This is a genomic window from Haloparvum alkalitolerans (assembly GCF_050122995.1).
Lineage (GTDB): Archaea > Halobacteriota > Halobacteria > Halobacteriales > Haloferacaceae > Haloparvum > Haloparvum alkalitolerans.
Map to the genome: position 1 here is coordinate 38062 of NZ_JBNLIA010000004.1, position 22065 is coordinate 60126.

General features: G+C 71.6%; 24 protein-coding genes. 12 read left to right on the plus strand and 12 right to left on the minus strand.

What is annotated here, in order from left to right; all coding sequences use genetic code 11:
* Window positions 1–52: 52 nt before the first annotated feature.
* On the minus strand, window positions 53–1492 hold the full coding sequence (arcD, locus tag ACQE3L_RS05840) for an arginine/ornithine antiporter ArcD (protein WP_426962837.1): 1440 nt from the start codon (window positions 1490–1492) through the stop codon (window positions 53–55).
* 197 nt (window positions 1493–1689) lie between these two features.
* Here arcD and ACQE3L_RS05845 point away from each other — a divergent pair, with 197 nt between their 5' ends.
* Window positions 1690–2664, plus strand: a complete 975-nt coding sequence (locus ACQE3L_RS05845) for an NOG1 family protein (RefSeq protein WP_426962838.1) — start codon at window positions 1690–1692, stop codon at window positions 2662–2664.
* 605 nt (window positions 2665–3269) lie between these two features.
* Here ACQE3L_RS05845 and ACQE3L_RS05850 read toward each other — a convergent pair.
* On the minus strand, window positions 3270–3737 hold the full coding sequence (locus ACQE3L_RS05850; protein ID WP_058366214.1) for a MaoC family dehydratase: 468 nt from the start codon (window positions 3735–3737) through the stop codon (window positions 3270–3272).
* Window positions 3738–3878: 141 nt separating this feature from the next.
* Here ACQE3L_RS05850 and ACQE3L_RS05855 point away from each other — a divergent pair, with 141 nt between their 5' ends.
* Both ACQE3L_RS05855 and ACQE3L_RS05860 read left to right on the plus strand, forming a co-directional pair.
* The gene (locus tag ACQE3L_RS05855; protein WP_426962839.1) at window positions 3879–4760 is read left to right on the plus strand and encodes an HpcH/HpaI aldolase/citrate lyase family protein; all 882 of its coding nucleotides are present in this window, start codon (window positions 3879–3881) and stop codon (window positions 4758–4760) included.
* Window positions 4761–4870: 110 nt separating this feature from the next.
* The gene (locus ACQE3L_RS05860; RefSeq protein WP_058366216.1) at window positions 4871–6124 is read left to right on the plus strand and encodes a Glu/Leu/Phe/Val family dehydrogenase; all 1254 of its coding nucleotides are present in this window, start codon (window positions 4871–4873) and stop codon (window positions 6122–6124) included.
* A 24-nt stretch (window positions 6125–6148) separates the two neighbouring features.
* Here ACQE3L_RS05860 and ACQE3L_RS05865 read toward each other — a convergent pair whose 3' ends face one another.
* Window positions 6149–6529 carry a TlpA family protein disulfide reductase gene (locus ACQE3L_RS05865; RefSeq protein ID WP_058366217.1) on the minus strand — a complete coding sequence of 127 codons (381 nt, stop codon included), beginning with the start codon at window positions 6527–6529 and terminating at the stop codon, window positions 6149–6151.
* A gap of 183 nt (window positions 6530–6712) precedes the next feature.
* Here ACQE3L_RS05865 and ACQE3L_RS05870 point away from each other — a divergent pair, with 183 nt between their 5' ends.
* Entirely contained in the window at window positions 6713–7627 is a 915-nt protein-coding gene (locus tag ACQE3L_RS05870; protein ID WP_426962840.1) for a PLP-dependent cysteine synthase family protein, read from the plus strand.
* A gap of 49 nt (window positions 7628–7676) precedes the next feature.
* Here ACQE3L_RS05870 and ACQE3L_RS05875 read toward each other — a convergent pair whose 3' ends face one another.
* Entirely contained in the window at window positions 7677–8180 is a 504-nt protein-coding gene (locus ACQE3L_RS05875) for a DUF367 family protein (RefSeq protein ID WP_426962841.1), read from the minus strand.
* Between the two features lie 43 nt (window positions 8181–8223).
* Window positions 8224–8832 (minus strand): undecaprenyl diphosphate synthase family protein, encoded by a 609-nt coding sequence (locus ACQE3L_RS05880; RefSeq protein WP_426962842.1) that lies wholly within the window; start codon window positions 8830–8832, stop codon window positions 8224–8226.
* Window positions 8833–9000: 168 nt separating this feature from the next.
* Here ACQE3L_RS05880 and ACQE3L_RS05885 point away from each other — a divergent pair, with 168 nt between their 5' ends.
* The gene (locus tag ACQE3L_RS05885) at window positions 9001–10320 is read left to right on the plus strand and encodes a DUF92 domain-containing protein (protein WP_426962843.1); all 1320 of its coding nucleotides are present in this window, start codon (window positions 9001–9003) and stop codon (window positions 10318–10320) included.
* Window positions 10317–10796: a GNAT family N-acetyltransferase gene (locus ACQE3L_RS05890; protein ID WP_426962844.1), complete on the plus strand. Its 480-nt coding sequence runs from the start codon at window positions 10317–10319 to the stop codon at window positions 10794–10796. Before ACQE3L_RS05885 ends, ACQE3L_RS05890 begins: the two co-directional genes overlap by 4 nt.
* 4 nt (window positions 10797–10800) lie before the next feature.
* Here the strand turns inward: ACQE3L_RS05890 and dnaG are convergent, their stop codons facing one another.
* The gene (gene dnaG, locus ACQE3L_RS05895; RefSeq protein ID WP_426962845.1) at window positions 10801–12276 is read right to left on the minus strand and encodes a DNA primase DnaG; all 1476 of its coding nucleotides are present in this window, start codon (window positions 12274–12276) and stop codon (window positions 10801–10803) included.
* 195 nt (window positions 12277–12471) lie between these two features.
* On the opposite strand from dnaG, the gene ACQE3L_RS05900 reads away from it, so the two are divergent.
* Window positions 12472–12798: a DUF3311 domain-containing protein gene (locus tag ACQE3L_RS05900; RefSeq protein ID WP_426962846.1), complete on the plus strand. Its 327-nt coding sequence runs from the start codon at window positions 12472–12474 to the stop codon at window positions 12796–12798.
* A complete protein-coding gene (locus tag ACQE3L_RS05905; RefSeq protein ID WP_426962847.1) occupies window positions 12795–14258 on the plus strand; it encodes a sodium:solute symporter family protein in 1464 nt (487 codons plus the stop codon). Before ACQE3L_RS05900 ends, ACQE3L_RS05905 begins: the two co-directional genes overlap by 4 nt.
* 16 nt (window positions 14259–14274) lie before the next feature.
* Here ACQE3L_RS05905 and truA read toward each other — a convergent pair whose 3' ends face one another.
* The 5 genes from truA to ACQE3L_RS05930 all read right to left on the minus strand — a co-directional run bounded on the left by truA (window position 14275) and on the right by ACQE3L_RS05930 (window position 19012).
* Complete coding sequence (gene truA, locus ACQE3L_RS05910; RefSeq protein ID WP_426962848.1) at window positions 14275–15153, minus strand: tRNA pseudouridine(38-40) synthase TruA; 879 nt, start codon at window positions 15151–15153, stop codon at window positions 14275–14277.
* Window positions 15154–15209: 56 nt separating this feature from the next.
* The gene (locus ACQE3L_RS05915) at window positions 15210–15656 is read right to left on the minus strand and encodes a universal stress protein (RefSeq protein WP_426962849.1); all 447 of its coding nucleotides are present in this window, start codon (window positions 15654–15656) and stop codon (window positions 15210–15212) included.
* Between the two features lie 143 nt (window positions 15657–15799).
* Window positions 15800–17116 carry a histidine--tRNA ligase gene (gene hisS / locus ACQE3L_RS05920; protein WP_426962850.1) on the minus strand — a complete coding sequence of 439 codons (1317 nt, stop codon included), beginning with the start codon at window positions 17114–17116 and terminating at the stop codon, window positions 15800–15802.
* Window positions 17117–17614: 498 nt separating this feature from the next.
* Window positions 17615–18517, minus strand: coding sequence for a Vms1/Ankzf1 family peptidyl-tRNA hydrolase (locus tag ACQE3L_RS05925; RefSeq protein ID WP_426962851.1), 903 nt, complete (start codon window positions 18515–18517; stop codon window positions 17615–17617).
* A gap of 96 nt (window positions 18518–18613) precedes the next feature.
* A complete protein-coding gene (locus ACQE3L_RS05930) occupies window positions 18614–19012 on the minus strand; it encodes a hypothetical protein (RefSeq protein WP_426962852.1) in 399 nt (132 codons plus the stop codon).
* Window positions 19013–19317: 305 nt separating this feature from the next.
* Here ACQE3L_RS05930 and ACQE3L_RS05935 point away from each other — a divergent pair, with 305 nt between their 5' ends.
* On the plus strand, window positions 19318–19884 hold the full coding sequence (locus tag ACQE3L_RS05935; RefSeq protein WP_426962853.1) for a hypothetical protein: 567 nt from the start codon (window positions 19318–19320) through the stop codon (window positions 19882–19884).
* Between the two features lie 100 nt (window positions 19885–19984).
* Here the strand turns inward: ACQE3L_RS05935 and ACQE3L_RS05940 are convergent, their stop codons facing one another.
* Entirely contained in the window at window positions 19985–20359 is a 375-nt protein-coding gene (locus ACQE3L_RS05940; protein ID WP_426962854.1) for a 30S ribosomal protein S8e, read from the minus strand.
* Window positions 20360–20488: 129 nt separating this feature from the next.
* Here ACQE3L_RS05940 and ACQE3L_RS05945 point away from each other — a divergent pair, with 129 nt between their 5' ends.
* From ACQE3L_RS05945 to ACQE3L_RS05955, 3 genes are all read left to right on the plus strand, one after another.
* A complete protein-coding gene (locus tag ACQE3L_RS05945; RefSeq protein WP_426962855.1) occupies window positions 20489–21046 on the plus strand; it encodes a DUF2240 family protein in 558 nt (185 codons plus the stop codon).
* Complete coding sequence (locus ACQE3L_RS05950) at window positions 21046–21468, plus strand: DUF7993 family protein (protein WP_426962856.1); 423 nt, start codon at window positions 21046–21048, stop codon at window positions 21466–21468. The genes ACQE3L_RS05945 and ACQE3L_RS05950 overlap by 1 nt, the downstream gene beginning before the upstream one ends.
* A gap of 82 nt (window positions 21469–21550) precedes the next feature.
* A complete protein-coding gene (locus tag ACQE3L_RS05955; RefSeq protein ID WP_426962857.1) occupies window positions 21551–21856 on the plus strand; it encodes a DUF5518 domain-containing protein in 306 nt (101 codons plus the stop codon).
* The last annotated feature ends 209 nt before the right edge of the window (window positions 21857–22065 follow it).

Consider the following 22065-nt stretch of genomic DNA (forward strand, 5'->3'; position numbering starts at 1 on the left):
TCGTGTGCCCCCGGCGCGTGAGCGCTCACCACTCCCGTCGTGGTCGGTCCCGTCAGTCGTCCGCCGGCGCGGTCGTTCCGGTGTACACCACGTCGGGGATCGTGATCCCTGTCGCGGCGATGCCGAACAGCACCAGCGGCGAGAGGAAGCCGAAGAAGTAGAACGGGGCGTACTCCAGCGTCGGCACGCCCGTCACGCCCGCCATGTAGACGGCGCCGGCGTGCCACGGGAACAGCGCGCCGGTGGGCGTCCCGGCCGCCTCGACCGCCCGCGAGAGCTGGTCGCTGTCGAGCCCGAACTCGTCGTACGCGTTCCGCAGCGTCACGCCCGGCAGGACGATGCTCATGTACTGCTGGGCGGTGAGCGCGTTGATCGCGATGGCCGAGAACCCGGTCCCGGCCACGAGCGCGCCGGGGCTGCGGATCCCCTGCACGAGACCGTGCGAGAGCACCGCGAGGACGCCGGTCCGTTCGAGCAGGCCGCCGAGCGACAGCGCCGCGACGACGACGGTGATCGTCCACGCGGAGCCGGTGAGCCCGCCGGAGGCGAGCAGCTCGTTCACCAGCTCGGAGCCGGACTCGGGCGCGGTGCCGTACATGAAGACCTCCCAGGCGGGGACGAAGCCGGCGCCCTGAAGGAGGATCGTGGTCAGAACGCCCGCGAACGCGCCCGCCACGAGCGTCGGGAGCGCGGGGTACCCTCGCAGCGCGAGGCCGAACGTAACCAGAAGCGGCAGGAACACGAGCACCGAAACCTCGTAGGTGCCCGCGAGCGCCGTCTGGATCGCGGCGACCTGCCCCTCGGGGATGGCGCCGGCCGCGCGGAGGCCGAGGACCGCGAAGGCCGCGACCGCGATCCCGAACGCCAGCAGCGTCCCCGCCTGCATGCGGTCGATGTGGTCGTAGAGGTCGGTGTTGGTGACGCCGGCCGCGAGGTTGGTCGTGTCCGAGAGCGGCGACTGCTTGTCGCCCGCGTACGCCCCGGAGATGACCGCGCCGACCGTCATCGGCGCGGGGACGCCGAGCCCGGTCCCGATACCGACGAACGCCACGCCGAGGGTCCCGACCGTCGTCCACGAGGAGCCGATGGCGAACGCCACGACGCCAGCCAGCAGCGCGGCCGCGGGCAGGAACGTCCGCGGCGTGAGGATCGACAGCCCGTAGTACATCAGGCCGGGGATCGTCCCCGCGGAGATCCACGTCGCGATCAGCGCGTAGATCGTGAAGATGATCAGGAGCGCCTGCAGCCCCATCAGGAGGCCGTTCGCGACGCCCTCGAACAGCTCCTCCCACTCGTAGCCGGCGTACAGCCCGACGCCGCCGACGAAGACGATACTCCACAGCAGCGGCACGTGCGGGTCCAACCCCAGCACGGCCGACCCGATCCCGAGGAACGCGACCACCGCGAGCACCGGGACCAGCGCCAGCCGGAACGACGGCCGGCGGTCCGGGTCGATGTCCTCGTAGGTGGTCGGCGTGAACTCGCGTGTCATCGACCGCATATATGCCATTGGCGCATAAGTATTCGTTGAATCATGCGCGTAGGGCATGACTCGCGGTAACGGAACCCACGGGACCGACGGTCACGCGGCGAGTGCGTTCGCCCGTCGAACGCGGCGCTCGGTTCCGAGAAGCCGCGCGGGCCCCAAACGGACGGTCTTATACGCGGCGGCCGTCAAAACCGGGCAACATGATATTTGAGGACCTCCCCACGACCCCTCGTTCGGAGGAACTCCTCGACAAGGCCTTCTCGCGGGCGGCCCGGGCCGGGCACGCCAAGAGCGGCCACGAGGCGCAGCTGTCGATGCTCACCACCGCCGCGAACATCCTCTCGGACAACCTCCAGAACGTGTCCACGTCGTGGCCGGACTTCGAGTACGACGTCGACCCGTTCTACTACGAGCTGGCCGACGCCATCGTCGACGTCGACCGCCTCCGCCAGGCGCTCTCGGAGGTGACGTGGGCGGGGCGACAGATCGCGGAGATCCGCAGCGAGTACCAGTCGAAGATCAACGACTCGAACCTCGAGGTCGCGCGCAAACACCGCAAGCAGGCGTTCGCGCGCATGGCGGACATCATGGACGAGATCGAGGACGACCTCCGCGCGGTCGGGGACGCCCGCGACGACCTGAAGGGACTCCCCGAGATCAACGTCGACGAGCCGGCCATCGTCGTCGCCGGCTACCCGAACGTGGGGAAGTCCTCGTTCGTCAACACCGTCACCCGCGCGTCCAACGAGATCGCGGAGTACCCCTTCACGACCAAGGGCGTCCAGATCGGACACTTCGAGCGCGACCACATCCGCTACCAGATCATCGACACGCCGGGCGTGCTCGACCGGCCGGTCGAGGACCGCAACGACATCGAGCGGCAGGCGGTCTCCGCGCTGGAACACCTCGCCGACTGCGTGCTGTTCGTGCTCGACGCCTCCGGCGACTGCGGCTACCCCATCGAGTCGCAGCTCGAGCTCCTCGCGGAGGTCGAGGAGCTGTTCGGGGACGCCGTGCCCGTCATCACGGTCTGTAACAAGAGCGACCGCTCGACGGACGTCGAGGCGGACCACTACATGAGCGTCGCCGAGGGCGAGAACGTCGAGGCCGTCCTCGACGCCGCGGTCGAGGCGGTCGGCTTCGAGCCGGACCTCCCCTCGCGCGAGGACGCCTGAGCCGCTCCCCGACTCGCGAGCGGGAGCGTTCACCGCACCCAACAGAAATACCGAGCGTTCGGCACCGGCTGCCCGTTCAGTGATCGGCAACAACCCTGATTTCAGTGATCGGCAACAACCCTGATAGCGGTCGGCGCGCGCGAGCAACGCGCGCGAGGGAGGCGGCGGCGCGGCCGCCTGCGGTGCGGTGCTGTTCCGCGGCCGCGCCGCCGCCGAGGTTGGGGAGGTGCGAGGCTGTGGTGCGGTCGCGGGGTGGGACTGAAAGGGGCAGCCGGCTCGATCCCGCCCCGGCGCCTCAAGCACCGCAGCGGGCTGTGCGGAGAGCGAGGAGCGCAGAGCGTGCCGCGGCCGGTCGAGCGGGCTGGGGCTTTCTGGGTGTTGCCGTCCCGATCAGCAGGATCAACAGGGATCGCAGAAACGTCGTACGGAGAGCGGGCTGGGGCTTTCTGGACGTTGCTGCCCCCAGCAGCAGCATCTCCAACAGACACAGAAAAATCGTCGTACAGAGAGCCGGCGAGAGCGCTCGAACCGCAAACCCGCCACACGAGCCGACCGTCCCCGTTACCGTTCCTTTTGAGCCTGCCGAGAACGCCGCCGGATCAGTATCAGTCCCCGTCCGGCCGCTTCAGCGACAGCACCGTGCGGTCGAACTCGCAGACGAGGGTGTCCTCCTCGCCGTCCTCCACGCGGAACGCCTCGACGTGCATCGTGACGACGCCGCGCTCGCCGTCGCTGGTCTCCCGCTTGTCGGTCACCGTCGACTGCGCGCGGATGGTGTCGCCGTGGAAGACGGGGTTCGGGTGCTCCACCGCGTCGTACGAGAGGTTGGCGACGATGGTGCCGTCCGTCGTCTCGGGGATGGAGACGCCGACCGCGAGCGACATGGTGTAGAGCCCGTTGACCAACCGCTCGCCGAACTGCGTGTCGGCCGCGAACTCGGCGTCGAGGTGGAGCGGCTGCTGGTTCATCGTCATGTCGCAGAACTGCTGGTTGTCCGCCTCGCTCACCGTGCGCCGTCGCGCGTGCTCGATCGTCTCCCCGACCGTGAACTCCTCGTAGTAGCGTCCGCTCATGCCCGGCAGGTCCCCCGAGCGGACCAAATGTCTGTCGCCTCCGCGGGCCCGAAACGTGCGAGGGCCATCGGGACCGCGACCGCTCGCGGCCGCGCGCGCCGCGGTTCGACCTTTTTTGTCGTCTCGCGCGACAGACAGGGTATGGCCAGACGAAGCCTGCTGTTCTCACCCGGCGACAGTCCCGACCTGATGCGGAAGGCGCCCGCCGCGGGCGCGGACGTGATCTGCTTCGACCTGGAGGACGCGGTCGCGCCGACGCGAAAGGACGAGGCGCGCGCGGCCGTCCGCGAGGTGCTCGCCGCGCCCGACTTCGATCCCGACGCCGAGGTTTGCGTCCGGCTGACCGCCGAGGAGCCGGCGCGGGACCTCGACGCGCTCGTGGGCACGGAGTCGACGGCCGACGAAGCTGCGCCCCCCGACCGCGAACTCCGGCTCGACGCGGTGATGCTCCCGAAGGTGGAGACCGCCGAGCGCGTCGACGACGCGGCCGCCCTCTGTGCCGAGCGGGACCTCGACCCCGCGGTGTTCGCGCTGTTGGAGACGGCCGCGGGCGTGCTCCACGCGGAGGCGATCGCGGCCGCGGACGCCACCGCGGCGGTCGTCTTCGGCGCGGAGGACCTCGCGGCCGACGTGGGCGCGACGCGGACCGACGAGGGAACCGAGGTGCTGTACGCCCGCCAGCACGTGCTGCTCGCGGCCAGCGCCGCGGGCGTCGACGCCATCGACACCGTGTTCACGGATTTCTCCGACGAGGCGGGGCTCCGCGAGGAGACACGGTTCGCGGTCGAGCTGGGGTACGACGGCAAGCTGGCGATCCACCCGGCTCAGGTGACGCCGATCAACGAGGCGTTCACGCCCGACCCGGAGCGCGTCGCGTGGGCCGAGCGCGTCCTCGACGCCCGCGAGGAGGCGGCCGCCGAAGGGAAGGGCGTCTTCGAGGTCGACGGCGAGATGATCGACGCGCCCCTCATCGCGCAGGCGGAGCGCGTTCTGGAGAGCGCTCGCGCCGCGGGACTGCGCTGATCCCCGCCGGCGGCGCACGGATACCGAGGAGACCACGCTGGACGCAGATATTGCGGCGAGTGCGACGCTGAGACGACACAGTTAACTCCGCGGCAAAAGCCGATTTCGGTATGTCGGACCAAGCCAATCCGTTCGAGAGTCTGCAGGAGCAGATCGCGGACGCGGCCGCGTATCTCGACGCCGACGAGGGGGTCATCGAGCGCCTGAGCAACCCCGAGCGGGTCCTCGAGACGAACCTCACCGTCGAGCGCGACGACGGGTCGCTGGAGACGGTTCGCGCCTACCGAGCGCAGTTCAACGGCGACCGCGGGCCGTACAAGGGGGGCATCCGGTACCACCCGGGCGTCACGCGCGACGAGGTGAAGGCGCTCTCGGGCTGGATGGTGTACAAGTGCGCGGTCGTGGACATCCCCTACGGCGGCGGGAAGGGGGGGATCGAGATCGACCCCGACGACTACTCCGAGGCGGAGCTGGAGCGGTTGACGCGCGCCTACGCGACCGAACTCCGGCCGATGATCGGTGAGGACCGGGACATCCCCGCGCCGGACGTCAACACCGGCCAGCGGGAGATGAACTGGATCAAGGACACCTACGAGACGCTCGAGAACACCACGGCGCCTGGCGTCATCACGGGGAAGGCGCCCGGATCGGGCGGCTCCGCGGGCCGCGTCGAGGCGACCGGTCGGTCGGTGATGCTCGCGGCCCGCGAGGTGTTCGACTGGATCGGCGAGCAGATCGAGGGCGCGACCGTCGCGGTACAGGGGTACGGCAACGCCGGCTCGGTCGCGGCGAAACTGCTGGAGGACGTGGGCGCGAACGTCGTCGCGGTCTCCGACTCCTCCGGCGGGATCTACGATCCCCGCGGCCTCGACACGCGCGCCGTGAAGGCGCACAAAGGTGAGACCGGCTCCGTCGCCGACTACGGCGACACCGAGGCGATCAGCAACGAGGAGCTGCTGACGCTCGACGTAGACCTGCTGGTCCCCGCGGCGCTGGAGAACGCGGTCGACGCCGACCTCGCCGAGCGCGTGGAGGCGGACGTTGTCGTCGAGGCCGCGAACGGACCGCTGACGCCGGACGCCGACGACGTGCTCGCCGAGCGCGACGTCTGGGTCGTGCCGGACGTGCTGGCGAACGCCGGCGGCGTCACCGTCTCGTACTTCGAGTGGGTCCAGAACAGACAGCGCTTCTCGTGGACCGAGGACCGCGTCAACTCGGAGCTGAAGCGGGTCATCTCGGACGGGTTCGACGGACTGGTCGACGCCTACGAGGAGTACGACCTCCCGAACCTCCGGACGGCCGCGTACGTCGTCGCCATCGAGCGCGTGGTCGACGCCTACGAGCAGGGCGGCAACTGGCCCTGATAGGCGAAACGGCTCTCTCGGGGGTTACTCCGCCTCGGCCGTCTCGGACAGTCGCGCGGCGAGATACGCCGCGATCGGCTCGTCCTCCTCCTCGACGAACCGCGCGACCTCCTCGCCGTCGCGCTCCACGACGACGGTGGGGATCAGCTCGATGCCGTACTCCTCGACGCCGGGGCCGGCCTTTCCCTCCGGGGTCTTCTCGACCGGGTGGTGTTCGATGCGCTCCTCGGGCACGCCCGCGGCCTCGAGCGCGGCCGCGAACTGCGGGAGCTGCTGGCGACAGTCGATACACCAGTCGCCGCCCCACACCTTGAACACGTACTCCTCGGCCGCGAGCGCGTCGAGGACGCCCTCCTGTCCGGCCGCGTCCCACGACTCGCTCGGCTGAAGCGTCTGCAGGCTCATGTCGGCGAGTACGCGGCCGACCCTCAAAAGGAACGCGGCGCCGGCGAACCCGGCAGTCCCGGCGAATCCGGGCCGGTGTGAGCCGGTCTATCGGGGGTCGCCACGGACCGACCGCGGGCGGGTCTCCCACGCGTTTGCCGCGGTCCGGTGGGCGTTTACGTCGCGGCGGCGAACGGTGAACCGATGAACGACGACATCCTGGACAGCCTCGGCTCGCCGCTGGTCCGGGTCGGGTCGCCTGCGGGAACGACGGTCGCGGCGAAGGTCGAGTCGCGCAACCCCGGCGGCTCGGCGAAGGACCGCCCGGCGACGTACATGATCGAGGCCGCCGAGGAGGCCGGCGATCTCCGTCCGGGCGACGCCATCGTGGAGGCCACCTCCGGCAACACCGGCATCGGGATCGCGATGGCCGGCGCCGCGAAGGGCTACGACGTGATCATCGTGATGCCGGCCTCGAAGTCGCCCGAGCGCCGCCGGATCATGCGCGCGTACGGCGCCGACATCGAGCTCGTGGAGGGAGACATCTCGGACGCGCGAACTCGGGCCGACGAGATCGAGTCGGAGCGGGGCGCGGTCCAGCTCCACCAGTTCGAGAACCCCGCGAACCCCCGCGCCCACTACGAGACGACCGCCGCGGAGCTACTGGAGCAGGTCGGCGACCGGACGGTGGACGCGCTCGTCGCCGGCGTCGGCACCGGCGGCACGCTCACCGGCGTCGGGCGCCGACTCCGCGAGGCGTTCCCCGACGTGCGCATCGACGCCGTCGAGCCGGCCGAGAGCGCGGTGCTGGCCGGCGAGGAGCCGACCGGCGACGAGTTCCAGGGGATGGGGCCGGGGTTCGTCTCGCCGAACCTGGACGTGGAGCTGATCGACGAGCTACACGCCGTGACGGTCGACGAGGCCGAGGCCGAGTGCCGCCGGCTCGCCCGCGAGGAGGGGATCCTCGTCGGGCAGTCCTCCGGCGCCTCGAACCTCGCCGCGACGGCGGTCGCCGAGGACCTCCGCGAGGAGGGCCGATACGCCGGCGACGAGCCGCTCGTTGTGACGGTGTTCTGGGACAGCGGCGAGCGCTACATGTCGACCGGGATGTTCGACTGACCGCTCGGATAAACCGCACTCTCGGGGGCAAAGCGCCGTCCCGGACGCCTCACTCGCCGCGGTCGAGGTACTCCTGCTGGACGGCCACGACCTCGGCGGAGTCCTCGCACTCGGCGTACCGGCGAAGGGGCTCCTCGTTCAACTCGAGGAACGTCTCGCCCCACGTGAACTTCGCGAGGACCCGCTCGGCGTGGTCGCGCTCGCCGAAGATGCAGAGCGCGGCCGCGAGCGCCTCGACCGTCGTGAGCCGCATCGGGCGCCCGAAGTTGACCGGGTTCGCGGCGACGAGGTACGGCAGCGCGCGGTGCTCGCCCGGCATCGAGAACCGCTTCTCGCCCGCGGACTCCCACGAGCAGTCGAGCGCGACGAGGACTCCCTCGCCGGCGTCGGCGTCCGCGGGCGAGAGCGCCCGCTCGGCGTGCGGGTTCAGGACGACGCCGTAGGGGGTCGCACGGTCCGACCGGTGGAGGGTCGCCAGGTCGAAGCGCGCCAGCTTGCGCGCCGTGCACTTGTCGGGGTCGTCGTCGCCCTCGTACCGGACGTGAAGCTCCACGCTTCCGGATGGGCGACTCGGGGTGAAAAGTCGACCGCTCCGATCAGCGGCCGAACCGGCGCTGGCGGTTCTGGAAGTCGAGGACGGCCCGCAGGTAGTCCCGCTTCCGGAAGTCCCGCCAGTTCACGTCCGTGAAGTAGAGCTCCGAGTAGACCGACTGCCAGATGGCGAAGTCGGAGAGGCGCTCGGCGCCGGTCTTTATCACCAGGTCCGGCTCCGCGGGGAAGACGAGCCGGTCGGAGATCTCCGCCTCGTCGACGGCGTCGGGGGACAGATCACCGGCCGCCACGTCCTCGGCGATCGACTGCACCGCGGCCGCGAACTCCCGCTTGCCGCCGAGCCCGATGCTGATCCGGATCGGCGCGTCGGCGCGCTCGGTGTCGTCGGGCGCGCGGACCGCGACTTCGCGGGGCGCGTCGACCCCGCGGAGCTCGCGTTCGAGCGTCGGGACGACCGCCTCGTCGAGGACCGAGACCATCACCGTCACGCGCTCGGCCCCGTACTCGACGGCCCATCGGAGCGCGTCCGAGAGCGTCTCGTAGGCGCCCTGTTCGAGCAGGTCGCGCTCGGTGATCACCACCGCGACGTGGGCCGGCGGGGCGGCGTCGTGGAACCGGTGGCGGAGGGCGAGGTACGCGTCGTAAATTCCCACGCTCGACTCGTGGCGACCCCGGGCCAAAAGTTCGCGGGTCCGGTCCGGATCCCGGAGTTCGCGAGTCCGGTCCTGATCCCGGCGTCGGCGTCCGTCCGCCGGATCCGGGCGGCCGCACGGAGTGTGCGGTTCGGGACCGTTAAGTGCGCGTCGGGGGAATCCCGGGGTGTGAATCGGAGGACACGGCGCGCCGCGGCGTTCGCGGCGGTGTCGCTGCTCGCGCTCGCCGCCCCCCTTTTGGGTCCGGCGACCCCCGCCCCGTTCGCGGCCGTGGCCGTCCTCGCGGCGTTCGCGGTCCGCGAGGGTCGGCTGTTTGAGCTGTTCGCGCGCCCCGGCGACCGCCGGGACCGCCGGCTCAACGGGCTGGCGGGCTTCGCGCTCGGCGCGACCGGGCTCGCGGTGTTCGCGAGCATCCCGGCCGTCTCGCTCTCGCCCTCGGTGTTCGCGGCCGCCGTGCTCATCGTCGGGGTCGGCAACCTCGGGACGCAGGCGTCCCGCGAGTACACCGACGAGGGGTTCCTCCACGCGACCGGCTTCGTGCTGCTCGGGTCGCTCGGTGGCCTCCTCGCGCTCGTCGTCGTCTCCGCGGGGGCGGGCGAGGCGGTCCGGCTGCCGGCGTTCGTCTTCCTCGCCACCTCGGGAGCGCTCGCGGCCGCGCTGCTGCGGAGCGTCCTGCTGGAGCAGGACGACCCCGTCGTGATGGTCTCCGTGGGGCTGCTCTGCTGGCTGTTCGCGGCGCTCGTCGGCGACGTGACGCTCGCGAGGATCGGCGTCGCGCTGGCGGTCACGGCCGCGCTCGGCTACGTCTCCTACGCGCTCGGCACCGCCTCGGTCGCGGGGATGCTCACCGGCGTGCTGCTCGGCCTCGTCACCATCGTGCTCGGCGGGTTCGGCTGGTTCGCGGCGCTTATCGCCTTCTACGCGGTGGGCGGGCTCGCCTCCAAGTTCCGCTTCGAGGAGAAGGCCGAGCGCGGCGTCGCACAGGAGAACGAGGGTGCCCGCGGCACGGGCAACGTGCTGGCCAACTCCGCGGTCGCGCTCGTCGCCGTGGTGGGCTACGCCGCGACCGACCACGCGGCGATGCCCGCCGACCCCTTCGTCTTCGCGTTCGCGGGCGCGGTCGCGACCGCGATGGCGGACACCCTCTCCTCGGAGATCGGCGGCCTCTTCGACAACCCTCGGCTCGTCACCACGCTCGAACGCGTGCCGCCGGGGACCGACGGCGCGATCACCCTGCAGGGCGAACTCGCGGGCATCGCCGGCGCCGGGCTCGTCGGCGCGCTCGCCGCGATAGGGATGCCCGTCGGCGACCCCCTGGTCGGCGGCGGAGTCGTCGTGGGGGCCGGCTTCGCGGGGATGACCGTCGACAGCCTTCTCGGCGCGCTTGTCGAGGGCGACCGGATCGGCAACCAGACCGTCAACTTCCTCGCGACGCTCTCGGGGGCGCTCGTCGCGGTCGCCCTCGCGTTCGGGGTGATGCTGTCGTGACCGCCGCGGAGGCGACCGCGGACCCGCGCGTCAGACACGCCCGGCCGGCAGAAGCCGCGGCGGTCGAACGCCTCCAGACGCACCTTCGGGACCCCAGCCCGGACCTGCTGGCGTACGGGCTCGCGATGGGCGACGTGCTCGTCTCGGTCGCGGGGAGGGAATCCGCCGGGGCCACCGACGCCGACGCCGGGGCGGGACCCGACACGCCCGTCGGCTACTTGTTGCCCGTCAACGGTCCGGACGCGCTCCACATCGGCGAGATCGCGATCGCACCTGACTTCCGGCGACAGGGTCGGGCCCGCGGTCTGCTCGAAACCGCGATAGCCGCGGCGGCCGGTCCCGTCACGCTCCTGGTCGCTCCGGAGAACGAAGCGGCGCGGGCGCTCTACGAGGGGTCGGGCTTCGAGATCGCGGGGCGTCGCGCGGACGCGTACCCGGACGGCGACGCGCTGCTGTACCGGATCGACGAAGAGTAAGCCCTCAGGCGGCCTCGGCGCGGAGGTCGCCCGAGGTCCGGACGCGCGTCCCGACCGGCTTCTTGACGAAGTCGCCGGTCGCGGTGCCGAACAGCTCCGAGACCCCGCGCTGTGCCGCCACGTCGAGCAGGCGCTGGCTCACGGTGCCGTCCAGCACCACGGTGTGGGGCGGCTCCGCGGCGTCGGCGACCGCATCGAAGGCGTCCTCGGCGTCTACCTCCGCCAGCACGCCTCCGTCGGCGTCGAGGAGCCGTGCGCGGCCGCTTCCCGAGTCGACCACCTCCTGTACGTGCTCCTCGAAGGAGCGCGCGCCGTCGTCGGCCGATCCGGTCGCGGCAGGCGTCTCGGTGCTCTCGGACTCGCCCGCCGTGGACCGCTCTTCCTCCCGATCGGTCGCGTCGGGTTCGACTGCGTCGCCTTCGGTCGCGTCGTCTTCGGTCGCACCGCCTTCGGTCGCCTCGGAGTCGCTCGCCGCCGATCCCTCGGCGTTCCGCTCGTCAGCATCCCGTTCCTCGGCGCGGCGGTCGTCGTCGCTCCGTTCGTCGGCATCGTGGGCCGCGTGCTGATCGTTCGCCGACGCTCCGTCCCCGCGCTCCTCGGTGGCCCCCGCGTCCGACCCGTCGGCCGCCGAACCGCCGTCGTCCGCCTCGATGGCGGCCTCGCGCAGGTTCGGCTCGTCGGCGACGGTCGCGTACGGCACCTTCGCGCGGAGCGCCTCCAGCACCTCGCCGCGGTCCAGGTCCTCGACGGACCGGCCCGCCGGCGCGAACGCGGCGTAGTCCACGTCGCCGACCTGTCCCAGCTCGCGGAGGATCAGCTCGCCGCCGCGGTCCCCGTCGAGGAACGCGGTGACGGTGCGGTCCGCGGTCAGGTCCGAGACCGCGTCCGGGACGTTCGTCCCTTCGACGGCGACCGCGTTCTTGATGCCGGCGTCGAGCAGGGCCGAGACGTCCGCGCGCCCCTCGACGACGATGACCGCGTCGGAGTCGCCGACCCGCGGGCCCGCGGGCAGGCCCTCGTACTCGGTGACGCCCTCGACGCGTGCGGCGTCGCGGACCTCCTCCAGCACGTCGTCGCTGGACAGCGAGGTCTCCTCGAAGCCCGACGCGAGCAGCTCCTTCGCGCGGTCGACGACCTCGCGGCGCTTGGCCGCGCGGACGTCCTCGATGCTCGTCACCTCGACGGAGGCCTCGCAGGGGCCGATCCGCGTGATCGTCTCGAGGGCGGCGCCGAGGATGGCGGTCTCGACCTTCTCGAGGCTCGAGGCGACGGTGAGCTCTCCGAACGACTGTCCGTTCTCCGATTCGATCGCAACGTCGATCCGGCCGACTTTGTCCGACTGCTGGAGGTCGCGCAGGTCCAACTCGTCGCCGAGCAGGCCTTCGGTCTGTCCGAAGACCGCGCCGACCACGTCGGACCGCTCGACCACCCCGTCGGCCGCGATGGTCGCGTGAATGAGATATTTTGCTGTGTCTTCCATGTGAGATTCCCTTCCGGGGCGTGTTGATGATGATGAATGGCGGCCGTGCCGCCACCTCGTAAAGTTGGTCCGAGCCGGGGAAATAGCTATCGTGTCGGCCACCGATCGCCCCGTCCGAAGAAAAAATTTCTTCGAATGAGCTATTCGGTGGACTTCAGCAGAATTTATTACTGGTTGGTGTGTTTCCCGTCGACGATGGCAGATCTGAATCGAGATCTCGTCTGGATTCCGACGTTCGCGGTGCTGATCGTCTTCGCGGTGCCCTGGTTCCTCTGGGGGGTCGACCGCGTGGTCGCCGGCCTCCCGGTGTGGGTCTGGTGGCACGTCGGCTGGATGTGTCTGTGTGCGGTCCTGTTCGCGCGGTTCGCCGGGGGCGCGTGGGACCGCGGGATGACCGTGGACTTCGGACCGACCGCGGGCGCGGACGGGGACGGGGGGTCCGGCGCGGAGGCGCCCGCCTCCGGAGGGGGGCGGACCGGCGACCGCGGCGGTGACCGACCGGACGGGGGTGAGCGCGCGTGAGCCTCGCGGTGCAACTCGGCGTCGTCGTCGGCTACCTGCTGGTGGCGCTCGCGGTCGGGCTCGCCGCCTACCGCGTCGCGGAGTCGACGGCCGCCGACTACTACCTCGCGGGGCGGTCGCTCGGGACCGTGGTGCTGCTGTTCACCACGTTCGCGACGCTGTTGTCGGCGTTCACCTTCTTCGGCGGGCCGGACCTCGCGTACGCGGCCGGGCCGGAGTGGATCCTCGTGATGGGCGTCATGGACGGCGTCCTGTTCGCGGTGCTGTGGTACGTCATCGGCTACCGCCAGTGGCTGATCGGGCGAGCGCAGGGCTACCTCACGCTCGGCGAACTGCTCGGGGACCGGTTCGGCTCGGCGGGGCTCCGCGCGCTCGTCGCGGGCGTGAGCCTGCTGTGGCTGTTCCCGTACGTGATGCTCCAGCAGATGGGCGCCGGCGAGGCCATCGCCGGACTCACCGGCGGCGCGATTCCCTACTGGGGCGGCGCGGCGCTGATCACCGCGTTCATGGTCGCGTACGTCGGTATCGCGGGGATGCGAGGCGTCGCGTGGACCGACACGATCCAGGGGCTGTTCATGCTCTCGGTCGTCTGGGTCGCGGTCGTCTGGGTGCTTTCTTCGGTCGGCGGCCTCGGCGCCGCGACGGGCGCGATGGTCGAGGCCCGGCCCGACTTCGCGAGCCTCGGCGGCGGCACGTACACGCCGGGGTTCATCGTCTCCTCGGCGATCACCATCGCGTTCGGCGTGACGATGTTCCCGCAGATCAACCAGCGGTTCTTCGTCGCGGGGTCCGAGCGCGTGCTGAAGCGGTCGTTCGCGCTGTGGCCGGTCCTCGTGCTGCTGCTCTTCGTCCCCGCGTTCATGCTCGGCGCGTGGGCCGCCGGGCTTCCCGTCGAGGTGCCCGAGGGCGCGAACGTGCTCCCGGTGCTGTTGAACGCGTACACCCCGACGTGGTTCGCGGCGCTGGTGGTCGCGGGCGCGATGGCCGCGATGATGTCCTCCTCCGACTCGATGCTGCTGTCCGGGTCGTCGTACCTCACGCGGGACCTCTACCGGCCGCTGGTGGACCCGGCCGCGAGCGAGCGGCGCGAGGCGTGGGTCGCCCGGGTCGGCGTCGCCCTCTTCGCGACGCTGGCGTTCCTCGCGAGCCTCACGCGCCCCGGCACGCTCGTGGAGGTCGGCGACACCGCCTTCTCCGGGTTCGCGCTTCTTGCCCCGCCGGTCATCCTCGCCCTCTACTGGCGCGGCGCGACCCTGTGGGGGATGGTCGCCGGCATCGTCGTCCCGCAGGTCGCGTATCTCCTGCTCGTTCTCGTCCCCGCGCTCCCCCGGAGCTACGCCGGGTGGGACTACGCGCTCGCGCTGATGGTTCTGGCCGCGGCCCTCACGGTCGCCGTCTCGGCGGTCACGACCGCGTCGCCGACCGCCGACCCGCGGCGGGTCGGGCTGGGCGCGGACTGAGCGCGGACTGAGGCGGCTATCCGTCGCCGGGCCCGCGACCGACGCGGTCCCGGATCGCCCCGGTGACTCGGGCCGCGGTCCGGGCGTCGACGTGGCGCTCCGCGAACGCGGCTCGGGCGCTCTCGGCGGCCTCGCGGTCGACGGAGAAGTCGGGACGCGGGAGGCCGTCTCTGACCGCGGCCTCGTCGTAGCCGACGTTCCACAGCACCAGCGGTTCGGGCGGCGCGGCGCCGAACGCCCGTCGCCCCGTCAGCGGTTCGGGGTCGAGCGCTCGGTCCACGTCCGCGAGGTCGGCGTCCCCCGTCCCGACCGCACGGACCAGCGTGACCGCGCGCCGGACGAACGCCCGCGGAAAGCCGTCGGCGGCGAAGGAGCACACCAGCGCGTCCCCCTCTCGGGTCGCACTCGCGGAGAGGTCGCGGACCGTCCCCTCGTCGTCGGGCGTGAAGTTCGCGAAGTCGTGACGGCCCGAGAGTCGGTCGAGCGCGGCGCGGACGCGCGCGTCGTTTATCCGTCCGGTCTGGAGCCCGGGATCGGGGTCGCGGGGCGCGTGGAGGTAATACCGATACGTCCGCCGTGCAGCGTGGTGTTGCGCGTGGAATCCGTCGGGAACCTCGGCGCTCGCCCACGCACGGACGGTGCCGGGGAGCTGGCCGTTGAACGCGCGCGGCGTGAGCCAGTCGGGGGCGTCGAACGCGACCGTCTGGCCGACCGCGGAGACCCCGGCGTCGGTCCGACCCGCGGCCGCGTACCCCGGCGGCCGGTGGTCGTCCGCGCCGAGGACCCCGTGGTCGCGGAGCGCGTCGAACAGCGCGCCCTCGACCGTCGGGACCCGAGGCTGGCGCTGGAAGCCCGAGAAGGGGCGGCCGTCGTAGGCGATGCGGAACGCGCGCACGGACCGACGCAGGCGACGGGCGGGCTAAAAGGACGCGGCTCCGCGGCGAGGGGGACCTACGAGTCGTCGGCGGCGCGGTCGTTCATCGGCACCGTCGTCACCGGCACGGGCGCGTGTCTGACCACGCGCTCGGCCACGGAACCGAGCAGGAAGTGCTGGACGCCCGTGCGCGTGTGGCTCGGCATGACGACGAGGTCGATCCCCTGCTCCTCGATCACCTCGGTGATTACCTCCTCGGGACGGCCGCGGACCACGTGCGTCCGCGTCTCTACCTCTCGGTCCTCCAGTTCCGCCTCGACCTCGTGGGCGCGGTCGCGGGCGGCGCTCTCGACGCGGTCGGCGAGGGACCCGACCTCCGGGCCGGTGAGCGTCTCGACCACGGTGTCGGCGACCGACAGCACGTGGACGGTCGCGCCGTCGCGCTCCCCCACGTGGGCGGCGTGCGGGATCGCTCGGCTCGCGTCGCTGTCAGGGGCGACCGGCAGCAGCACGTCGTCGTACATGAACGAGGCGTTGCGCGCGGAGGGGAAAAACCGTGGCGGCCGCGGTCGGAAGCGGGCGGGGTCGGTAGCGGGTGCGGTCGGTAGCGGGCGCGGTCGGAAGCGGCCGCGGTTGAAGACCGGACGTCGACCGCGAGCGACCGGCGCTACTCGTAGTCCTCGTACGTGGGTCGCCCCTCCTCCGGGGGGAACTCGTCGACCGGGACCGTCGTCTGGTCGCCGGAGCCCATGTCCTTTATCGTCACCTCGTCGTTGGCGAGGTCCTGCTCGCCGACGATGACGACGGTCTCGGCGTTGATGGAGTCGGCGTAGCCCATCTGGGCGCCGAAGCTCCGGTCGGCGACGTCCGTCTCCACGACGTGCCCGAGGTCGCGCAGGTCGCGCGCGATGGCGGCGGCCTCGCTCCGCGTGTCGCCCACGGTGAGCACGAAGTAGTCGGTCGTCAGCTCCTCGTCGGGCCAGACGCCGGCGCGCTGGCACAGCAGCGCGAGCGTCTCGTGGCCCGGCGCGACGCCGACCGCGGGCGTCGGCTGGCCGCCGAAGCTCTCGATCAGGTCGTCGTAGCGCCCGCCGCCGAACACCGACCGACTCACCTCGCCGGTCGAGTCGAAGCACTCGAAGACGACGCCGGTGTAGTAGTCGAGCCCGCGGGCGGTCGTCAGCGACAGCTTACAGAACTCGGCGGCACCGAAGTCGTCCGCGGCCGCGAGCACGTTTCGCAGGTTCTCGACGGCGGCCGTCACGTCGTCGCCGCCCGCCTCGGCGACCGCGTCGAGGTCGTCGACCGTCTCCACCCCGGCGATCAGGTCGTCGAACTCCCGGGCCGTCTCGCGGTCGAGGCCGGCGTCCGACAGCAGGCCGAGGTACTCCGCGTCCCCGACCTTCGCGCGCTTGTCGACCGCGCGGATCGCGGCCCCGGTGTCGACCGCCTCGGGGTCGTCCGCGAGCGCGCGGACGAGGCCGCCGAGGATGTCGCGGTGGGAGACGCGGAACTCGAAGTCGTCGCCGGTCAGCCCGAGTTCGGTGAGCGCGTCGGCCGCGAACGCCAGCACCTCGGCGTCGGCCTCCGGCTCCGCGGAGCCGAACACGTCGACGTTGGTCTGGTAGAACTCCCGGAACCGGCCCTGCTGGACCTGCTCGTAGCGCCAGAACGGGCGCGTGGAGACCCACTTGATCGGCTTCGACAGCTCCTGGCCCTTCCCGACGACCATGCGCGCGACGGTCGGCGTGAGCTCCGGCGTCATCGCCACGTCGCGGCCGCCCTTGTCCTCGAAGTGGTAGAGCTCCTCGACGATCTCCTCGCCGGACTTGTCGACGTACATCTCGGTCCGCTCCAGCGCGGGCGTGGCGATCTCGCGGAAGCCGTACCGGGCCGCGACCGCCTCCAGCGTGGCGGCGACCTCGGCGCGGGCGGACTGCTCCTCGGGGTAGAACTCCCTGAACCCCTTGAGTCCCTCGTACATGCCTCCCGGTTCGGCGACCGGGCGCTTGAAAGCATCCTTTCCGGGGCGAGACGCGAAGGAGCGTGGAGGCTCCATGCGGAAATTCTGCTGATCGGACAGCAACACCCAGAAAGCCCCAACCGGCTCTCTGTACGACTAATCTTGTTCTGTTGCAGATCTTGCTGCTTGGAACCGCAACACCCAGAAAGCCCCAGCCGGCTCGACCCGCCGGGCCTCGCTGCGCGCTCGCGTCTCTCCGCAACACCCGACGCGAGTGCTTGCGTCGTCCGGGCGGGACCGAGCCGACTGCCCCTTTCAGTCCCACCCCGAACAGCACCGCAACCGCTCCTCACCGCAGCCTCACACCTCCCCAGCCTCGCCGCAGCCGCGGTCGCGTGACCGCAACGCAACGCGACCGCGGCTGCGGGCTCCCTCGCGCGCGTTCCTCGCGCGCGCCGACCGCACAGCACCGCCACAGTTTCCGGCACCAAGACGATAGGCGGTGTCCCAGTACCCCGATCAGATCCCGTAGACGCGCGTCGTCCAGAAGTCTCGGAAGGCGTCGTTCAGGGCGGCCTCCGGGTCGCCGGTCGCGTCGGCCACGTCCGTCGCGTCCGCCAGATCGCGCACCTCGCTCAGCACGCTCCGCTCGCCGACGAGCACCACCCGGTCCACGTCCGCGCGGACCTCCGCGAGCACCTCGCGGGCCTCCTCGATGTGGTCGTGGATCTGCCCCTCGCGCCGGCGCGCGAACCGGCCCTGCGAGAAGCCGCCCTTCGAGTGGCCCTCCATCACGTCCGTGTGAAACCCCTCGACGTCGACGCGCTCGCCGGCCTCGTAGGTGCCGACCGCGAAGGTGTCCGCGCGGATCAGGCCGAAGCCGAGTCGGCCGGTCGGGCGGAACCACGCCTCCTCCAGCCGGAAGGCCTCGTCCCACTCACAGAAGGCCTCGTCGGGGGAAAGCGGCGGCCGGAGCGCGGCGCTCACGAGGCCGGCGTCGTCCGCGACCACGACCGCGGGCGCGGCCCGGCGCGCGAGCGGCGCGCGGTCGCCGAGCATCTCGGAGACCGCCTCCGGCAGCGCGTTCTCGTCGGGAACGAACGCCGTCAGCGCGCCCTCGGGCCCCGTCTCCACGCCGCGGAGCCGAGAGAGGATCTCCGCGGCGCGCTCGCCGCTCGCGTCGGTCACGCAGCGGAACTCGAGGTCGACCGCCTCGGCCCCGCCGCGCTCGACGCGGTCCTCCAGCTCCTCGATCCGGTCCTCCAGCCGGTTGACGCGCTCCTCCGCGCGCTGGCGGTCCGCGACCGCCTCGCTGCGGCGCTCCTCCTCGGCCTCGGCGCGCCGCTCCAGGTGGCGCTTCTCCTCCTCCAACTCCTCGATGCGCTCCTTCAGCGAGGCGCGGCCGAGCAGCCTGTCGAGCATACCGCCCCTCGGGCGGCGCTCGCGCTTAAAAGGTAGGCGTCGGCGGGACGGCGGCGGTGCGCGAGCGCCCGCGTCGGCGACGCGCGGCGCCGCGCGTCACCCGACGAGTTCCAGCGTCTCGTCGGACAGGTCGACGCCGACCTCGTTGCGGGTCTGGTTCTCGATCTGGTCGATGTTCCGGGTGAGCACCTCGAGGATGTCCTCGACCTCGGGGTAGACGAGCATGTTCTCCTCCTCGTCCTCCATCACGAGCTGGGTGTCCGACAGCTGGATCTGTTTGCCCTCGATGGAGGCGACGATGGCGGGCAGCGCCTCCGCGCCGCCGGTGTCGCCCTCCTTCACGTAGGTGATGTACAGCGAGTCGATCCCGATGAGATCCTTGTACTCGCGGATCCGCTCCGCGCACTTGACCATGTCCCGGGTGACCGCGGTCTTGTGGTCGTTGCCGTGCGAACCGTCGTAGCAGTGCTTGCACACCCGCAGTTCCATCCGCATTGGCGACTCGTCGGGGACGCGCGGGGAAATACCTTTAGACGGCGGCGCGAGGCGCGGCACCTACCGTCCGACGGCCGCGTCCCGGCCCGGAGCGGCCGGCCACCGGCGCGTGTCGGCCGGCACGCGGCGATGGATTTTTGTCCCTCCGCTCCGAATTCTTACGTAGATCAATAACCTGGAAATAAATCGCCGGGCTCTTGGTCGCGGAGCCGATATCGGGGTATCACCGCTCGTGAGCCCGGGATCACGGGGCCGGTCGGCGCGTCCGATTCTCGTGGCCGGACCTGACGGCGGCGGAGCCACTCATGACACAGGACCGATCTCCGCGTACCGACGATGCGGCGAGCGACGATGCGGCGACCGCCGAACCGGACTCCGTTCCCGACGCCTTCACCGACCTCTCCGTCCTCCGCGAGCGTGACGTCCCGTTTCACGTGGAGACCGAGACCGCCGATCGCGGAGCGGTCGCGGAGCTCGCGACGCACGACGACATGGCCGTCGTCGGCATCCAGGACGAGGACGGTCGCGCTCTGCTTCGGAAAGCGACCGCGGACTGCGCGTGGAAACTCCCGGTCGAGACGGTGGCGGCGAACGACGACTACGCCGCGGCAGCACGGCGCGCGCTCGCGGCGACCGGCGTCGCCGGGACTCTCGACGCGGTCGAGGGAGTGTGGGGGATCGACCTCGTCACGCCGGACGGGGAGGCGACCGCGTCGCGACGGTTCGTGGTATTCCGAGCCGAGCCCGAGCCGACGGCGGCGGAGCCGCTCCGGATCGCGTCCGGGGAGGCGACGGTGTTCGACGCCGACTGGTTCGCGGCGCTGCCGGCGGCGGCGTCCGCGCTCCCGGGGACGGACCTGTTCATCGACTGATCGAGGGGCGGATCGGTAGCCTCGGAGGATCATCTCCGGTGGACGGCCACGGCCCGCGGCACCGCTGTCGGCGCGGAGAAAAATCGGAAGAACGGGACCGTTACTCCTCGACGGCGACGGCGTTGACCTGTCCGGTCTGACCGGGACGCGAGGTGACGCGGGCGCGGCCCTCGGTGGTCTCGATGATGGCGCCCTTCGTGATGATGTTCCGGCGGGCGTAGTTGACGTTCGCGGGGTTGTCGACGACGTCCTCGATCTCCGCGGAGACCGTCTCGCCGTCGACGGTGACCTGCGCGAGGTTGGTCGAGAGCGCGCTGACCTTGCTGCCGGTGCCGCGGGAGTCGATGTACTGGAGGCGCGGCTCGCCGAGCGTCGTCTCGGTCGCCTCGCGGCCGAGCTGGTGGCGCTTCTTGTCGCTGGAGTGCTTCAGTCGGCCGCCGGTTCGCTTCCGCTTGGAGCGTCCCTGGTCCTTCATACGTACAGCGAACGGCGAGCGAATACTTGAACCGTTCGACTCGGGGCTGTGGCCCCCTATCCCGCACCGCCGGCGGTTCCGGCCGGCCGCTTCGATACGTTTACCGGCGTCCGCGCCGGTCGTGCGGACATGAGTCTGGAGGCCGCCGTCGCCGTCCCGTTCCGCCAGTCCGGCAAGGACCGGCTCGGCGAGGGGGAGTTCGTGGTCGCGCTCTCGCTGGACCGCGACTGGTTCTCCCCCGATCAGGCCAAGCGCCTCGTCGACGTGGCGCAGGGCCGCGGGCTGGTCGCGGTCGAGGACGGCGACCTCGTCCCGCAGTTCGACCCCGGCGAGGCGTCGGTCCCCGAGAACTTCGTCCCCGACGAGTCGATCCTCCGCGAGCAGTCGACGTTCGAGCGCGCGCTCGACGCCGTCGTCGCCGCCGGCATCGACAAGCAGGAAGCGGTCGCGGCGATCAACGAGCGCCAGCGCACGCTGGCGATCACCCTCGAGGCCGCCGCGGTCGTGTACGCCCGCGAGCACGACGTCGACGTGGGGGCGTTGGCCGGGACCGTCCGCGAGGAACTGCTCGCGGACGGCGCGGAGGCGAGCGGGGAGGTCGGCGACGAAGCGAGCGAGAGGGCCGACGGCGGAACCGGCGAGGGGGTCGACGACCGTTCCGAGGACGCCGGCGGGGAGGCCGCCTGATGGTCGACGAGCGCCTCGACGACGGCGTCCGGATCGCTCAGCTGCTCGCCTCCGAGATCGAGGGGAACGAGGGCCGGCTCCGCGACCTGACGGTCACCGACGCCGACCCCGACGTGGAGCCGACCGCGGACGGCGCGCTGGCGTACGCGGTCCGCCGGACCGAGGACGGACCGGACGACGACGCCGGACGGGATGAGCCCCCGCTCGCGGAGGTGTACGTCCAGTCGGACCGCGCGCGCGTCGAGTTCCTCGCCGCTCCCGACGCGGCTGCGGAGGCGGCTGCGGAGGAGGGCCTCCGCGTCAGGCCGAAGGCGGTCCGGCCGCCGCGCACGCTCGTCTTCGTGGAGGACGGCGCGCAGGTGAAGTGGGTCCTGCCGGTCTTCAAGCGCGTTCTCGCGGCGGACGAGTCGAACCCCGAGTAAGGGCGCCGGCCGGCCGCGGCCGCCCCGCTCCCGCGTCGGCGCGTCGCGCCGGAGTTTTGTCCCTCGACCGCGGAGGAGGCGCATGGACACGCTTCCGAGCGCGGGCGTGGGCGCCGCGATCACCGTCCCCCTCGTGTTCGTCCCCTTCTCGCCGGCGGTCGGCGGCACGGTCGCGGCGTACCTCCACGACGGCGACCGCGCGGGCTGGCAGGTCGGCGCGCTCTCCGGCGCGCTCGCGTCGGTCCCCGGGATCACCATCCCCGCCGCCGTCATCGGCATCGACTGGCCCATCTCGCTCCCGGTGCTGGCGGCGGTCGCGGTCGTCTACTTCGCCGTCTGCGGCTACTTCGGCGGCATCGTCGGCGAGGGGCTCCGCGACGTGGACTGATCGGGCGGGCGAGGGCCGCGGTCTCGGCCGGCGCAGTTACAGAAGGCCCGCAGTTACAGAAGGCCCGCAGTTACAGAAGGCCCGCAGTTACAGAAGGCCCGCAGTTACAGAAGGCCCGCAGTTACAGAAGGCCCGCAGTTACAGAAGGACCGCAGTTACAGAAGGCCCCCATCCACGGAAATCCTGTAGCGACAGAAAAATCCCCGCCA

Coding starts and splice junctions, on each gene's coding strand:
- arcD (WP_426962837.1), bottom strand. CDS start 1,492: ATGACACGCGAGTTCACGCCGACCACCTACGAGGACATCGACCCGGAC.
- ACQE3L_RS05845 (WP_426962838.1), top strand. CDS start 1,690: ATGATATTTGAGGACCTCCCCACGACCCCTCGTTCGGAGGAACTCCTC.
- ACQE3L_RS05850 (WP_058366214.1), bottom strand. CDS start 3,737: ATGAGCGGACGCTACTACGAGGAGTTCACGGTCGGGGAGACGATCGAG.
- ACQE3L_RS05855 (WP_426962839.1), top strand. CDS start 3,879: ATGGCCAGACGAAGCCTGCTGTTCTCACCCGGCGACAGTCCCGACCTG.
- ACQE3L_RS05860 (WP_058366216.1), top strand. CDS start 4,871: ATGTCGGACCAAGCCAATCCGTTCGAGAGTCTGCAGGAGCAGATCGCG.
- ACQE3L_RS05865 (WP_058366217.1), bottom strand. CDS start 6,529: ATGAGCCTGCAGACGCTTCAGCCGAGCGAGTCGTGGGACGCGGCCGGA.
- ACQE3L_RS05870 (WP_426962840.1), top strand. CDS start 6,713: ATGAACGACGACATCCTGGACAGCCTCGGCTCGCCGCTGGTCCGGGTC.
- dnaG (WP_426962845.1), bottom strand. CDS start 12,276: ATGGAAGACACAGCAAAATATCTCATTCACGCGACCATCGCGGCCGAC.
- ACQE3L_RS05900 (WP_426962846.1), top strand. CDS start 12,472: ATGGCAGATCTGAATCGAGATCTCGTCTGGATTCCGACGTTCGCGGTG.
- ACQE3L_RS05915 (WP_426962849.1), bottom strand. CDS start 15,656: ATGTACGACGACGTGCTGCTGCCGGTCGCCCCTGACAGCGACGCGAGC.
- hisS (WP_426962850.1), bottom strand. CDS start 17,116: ATGTACGAGGGACTCAAGGGGTTCAGGGAGTTCTACCCCGAGGAGCAG.
- ACQE3L_RS05925 (WP_426962851.1), bottom strand. CDS start 18,517: ATGCTCGACAGGCTGCTCGGCCGCGCCTCGCTGAAGGAGCGCATCGAG.
- ACQE3L_RS05930 (WP_426962852.1), bottom strand. CDS start 19,012: ATGCGGATGGAACTGCGGGTGTGCAAGCACTGCTACGACGGTTCGCAC.
- ACQE3L_RS05935 (WP_426962853.1), top strand. CDS start 19,318: ATGACACAGGACCGATCTCCGCGTACCGACGATGCGGCGAGCGACGAT.
- ACQE3L_RS05940 (WP_426962854.1), bottom strand. CDS start 20,359: ATGAAGGACCAGGGACGCTCCAAGCGGAAGCGAACCGGCGGCCGACTG.
- ACQE3L_RS05945 (WP_426962855.1), top strand. CDS start 20,489: ATGAGTCTGGAGGCCGCCGTCGCCGTCCCGTTCCGCCAGTCCGGCAAG.
- ACQE3L_RS05950 (WP_426962856.1), top strand. CDS start 21,046: ATGGTCGACGAGCGCCTCGACGACGGCGTCCGGATCGCTCAGCTGCTC.
- ACQE3L_RS05955 (WP_426962857.1), top strand. CDS start 21,551: ATGGACACGCTTCCGAGCGCGGGCGTGGGCGCCGCGATCACCGTCCCC.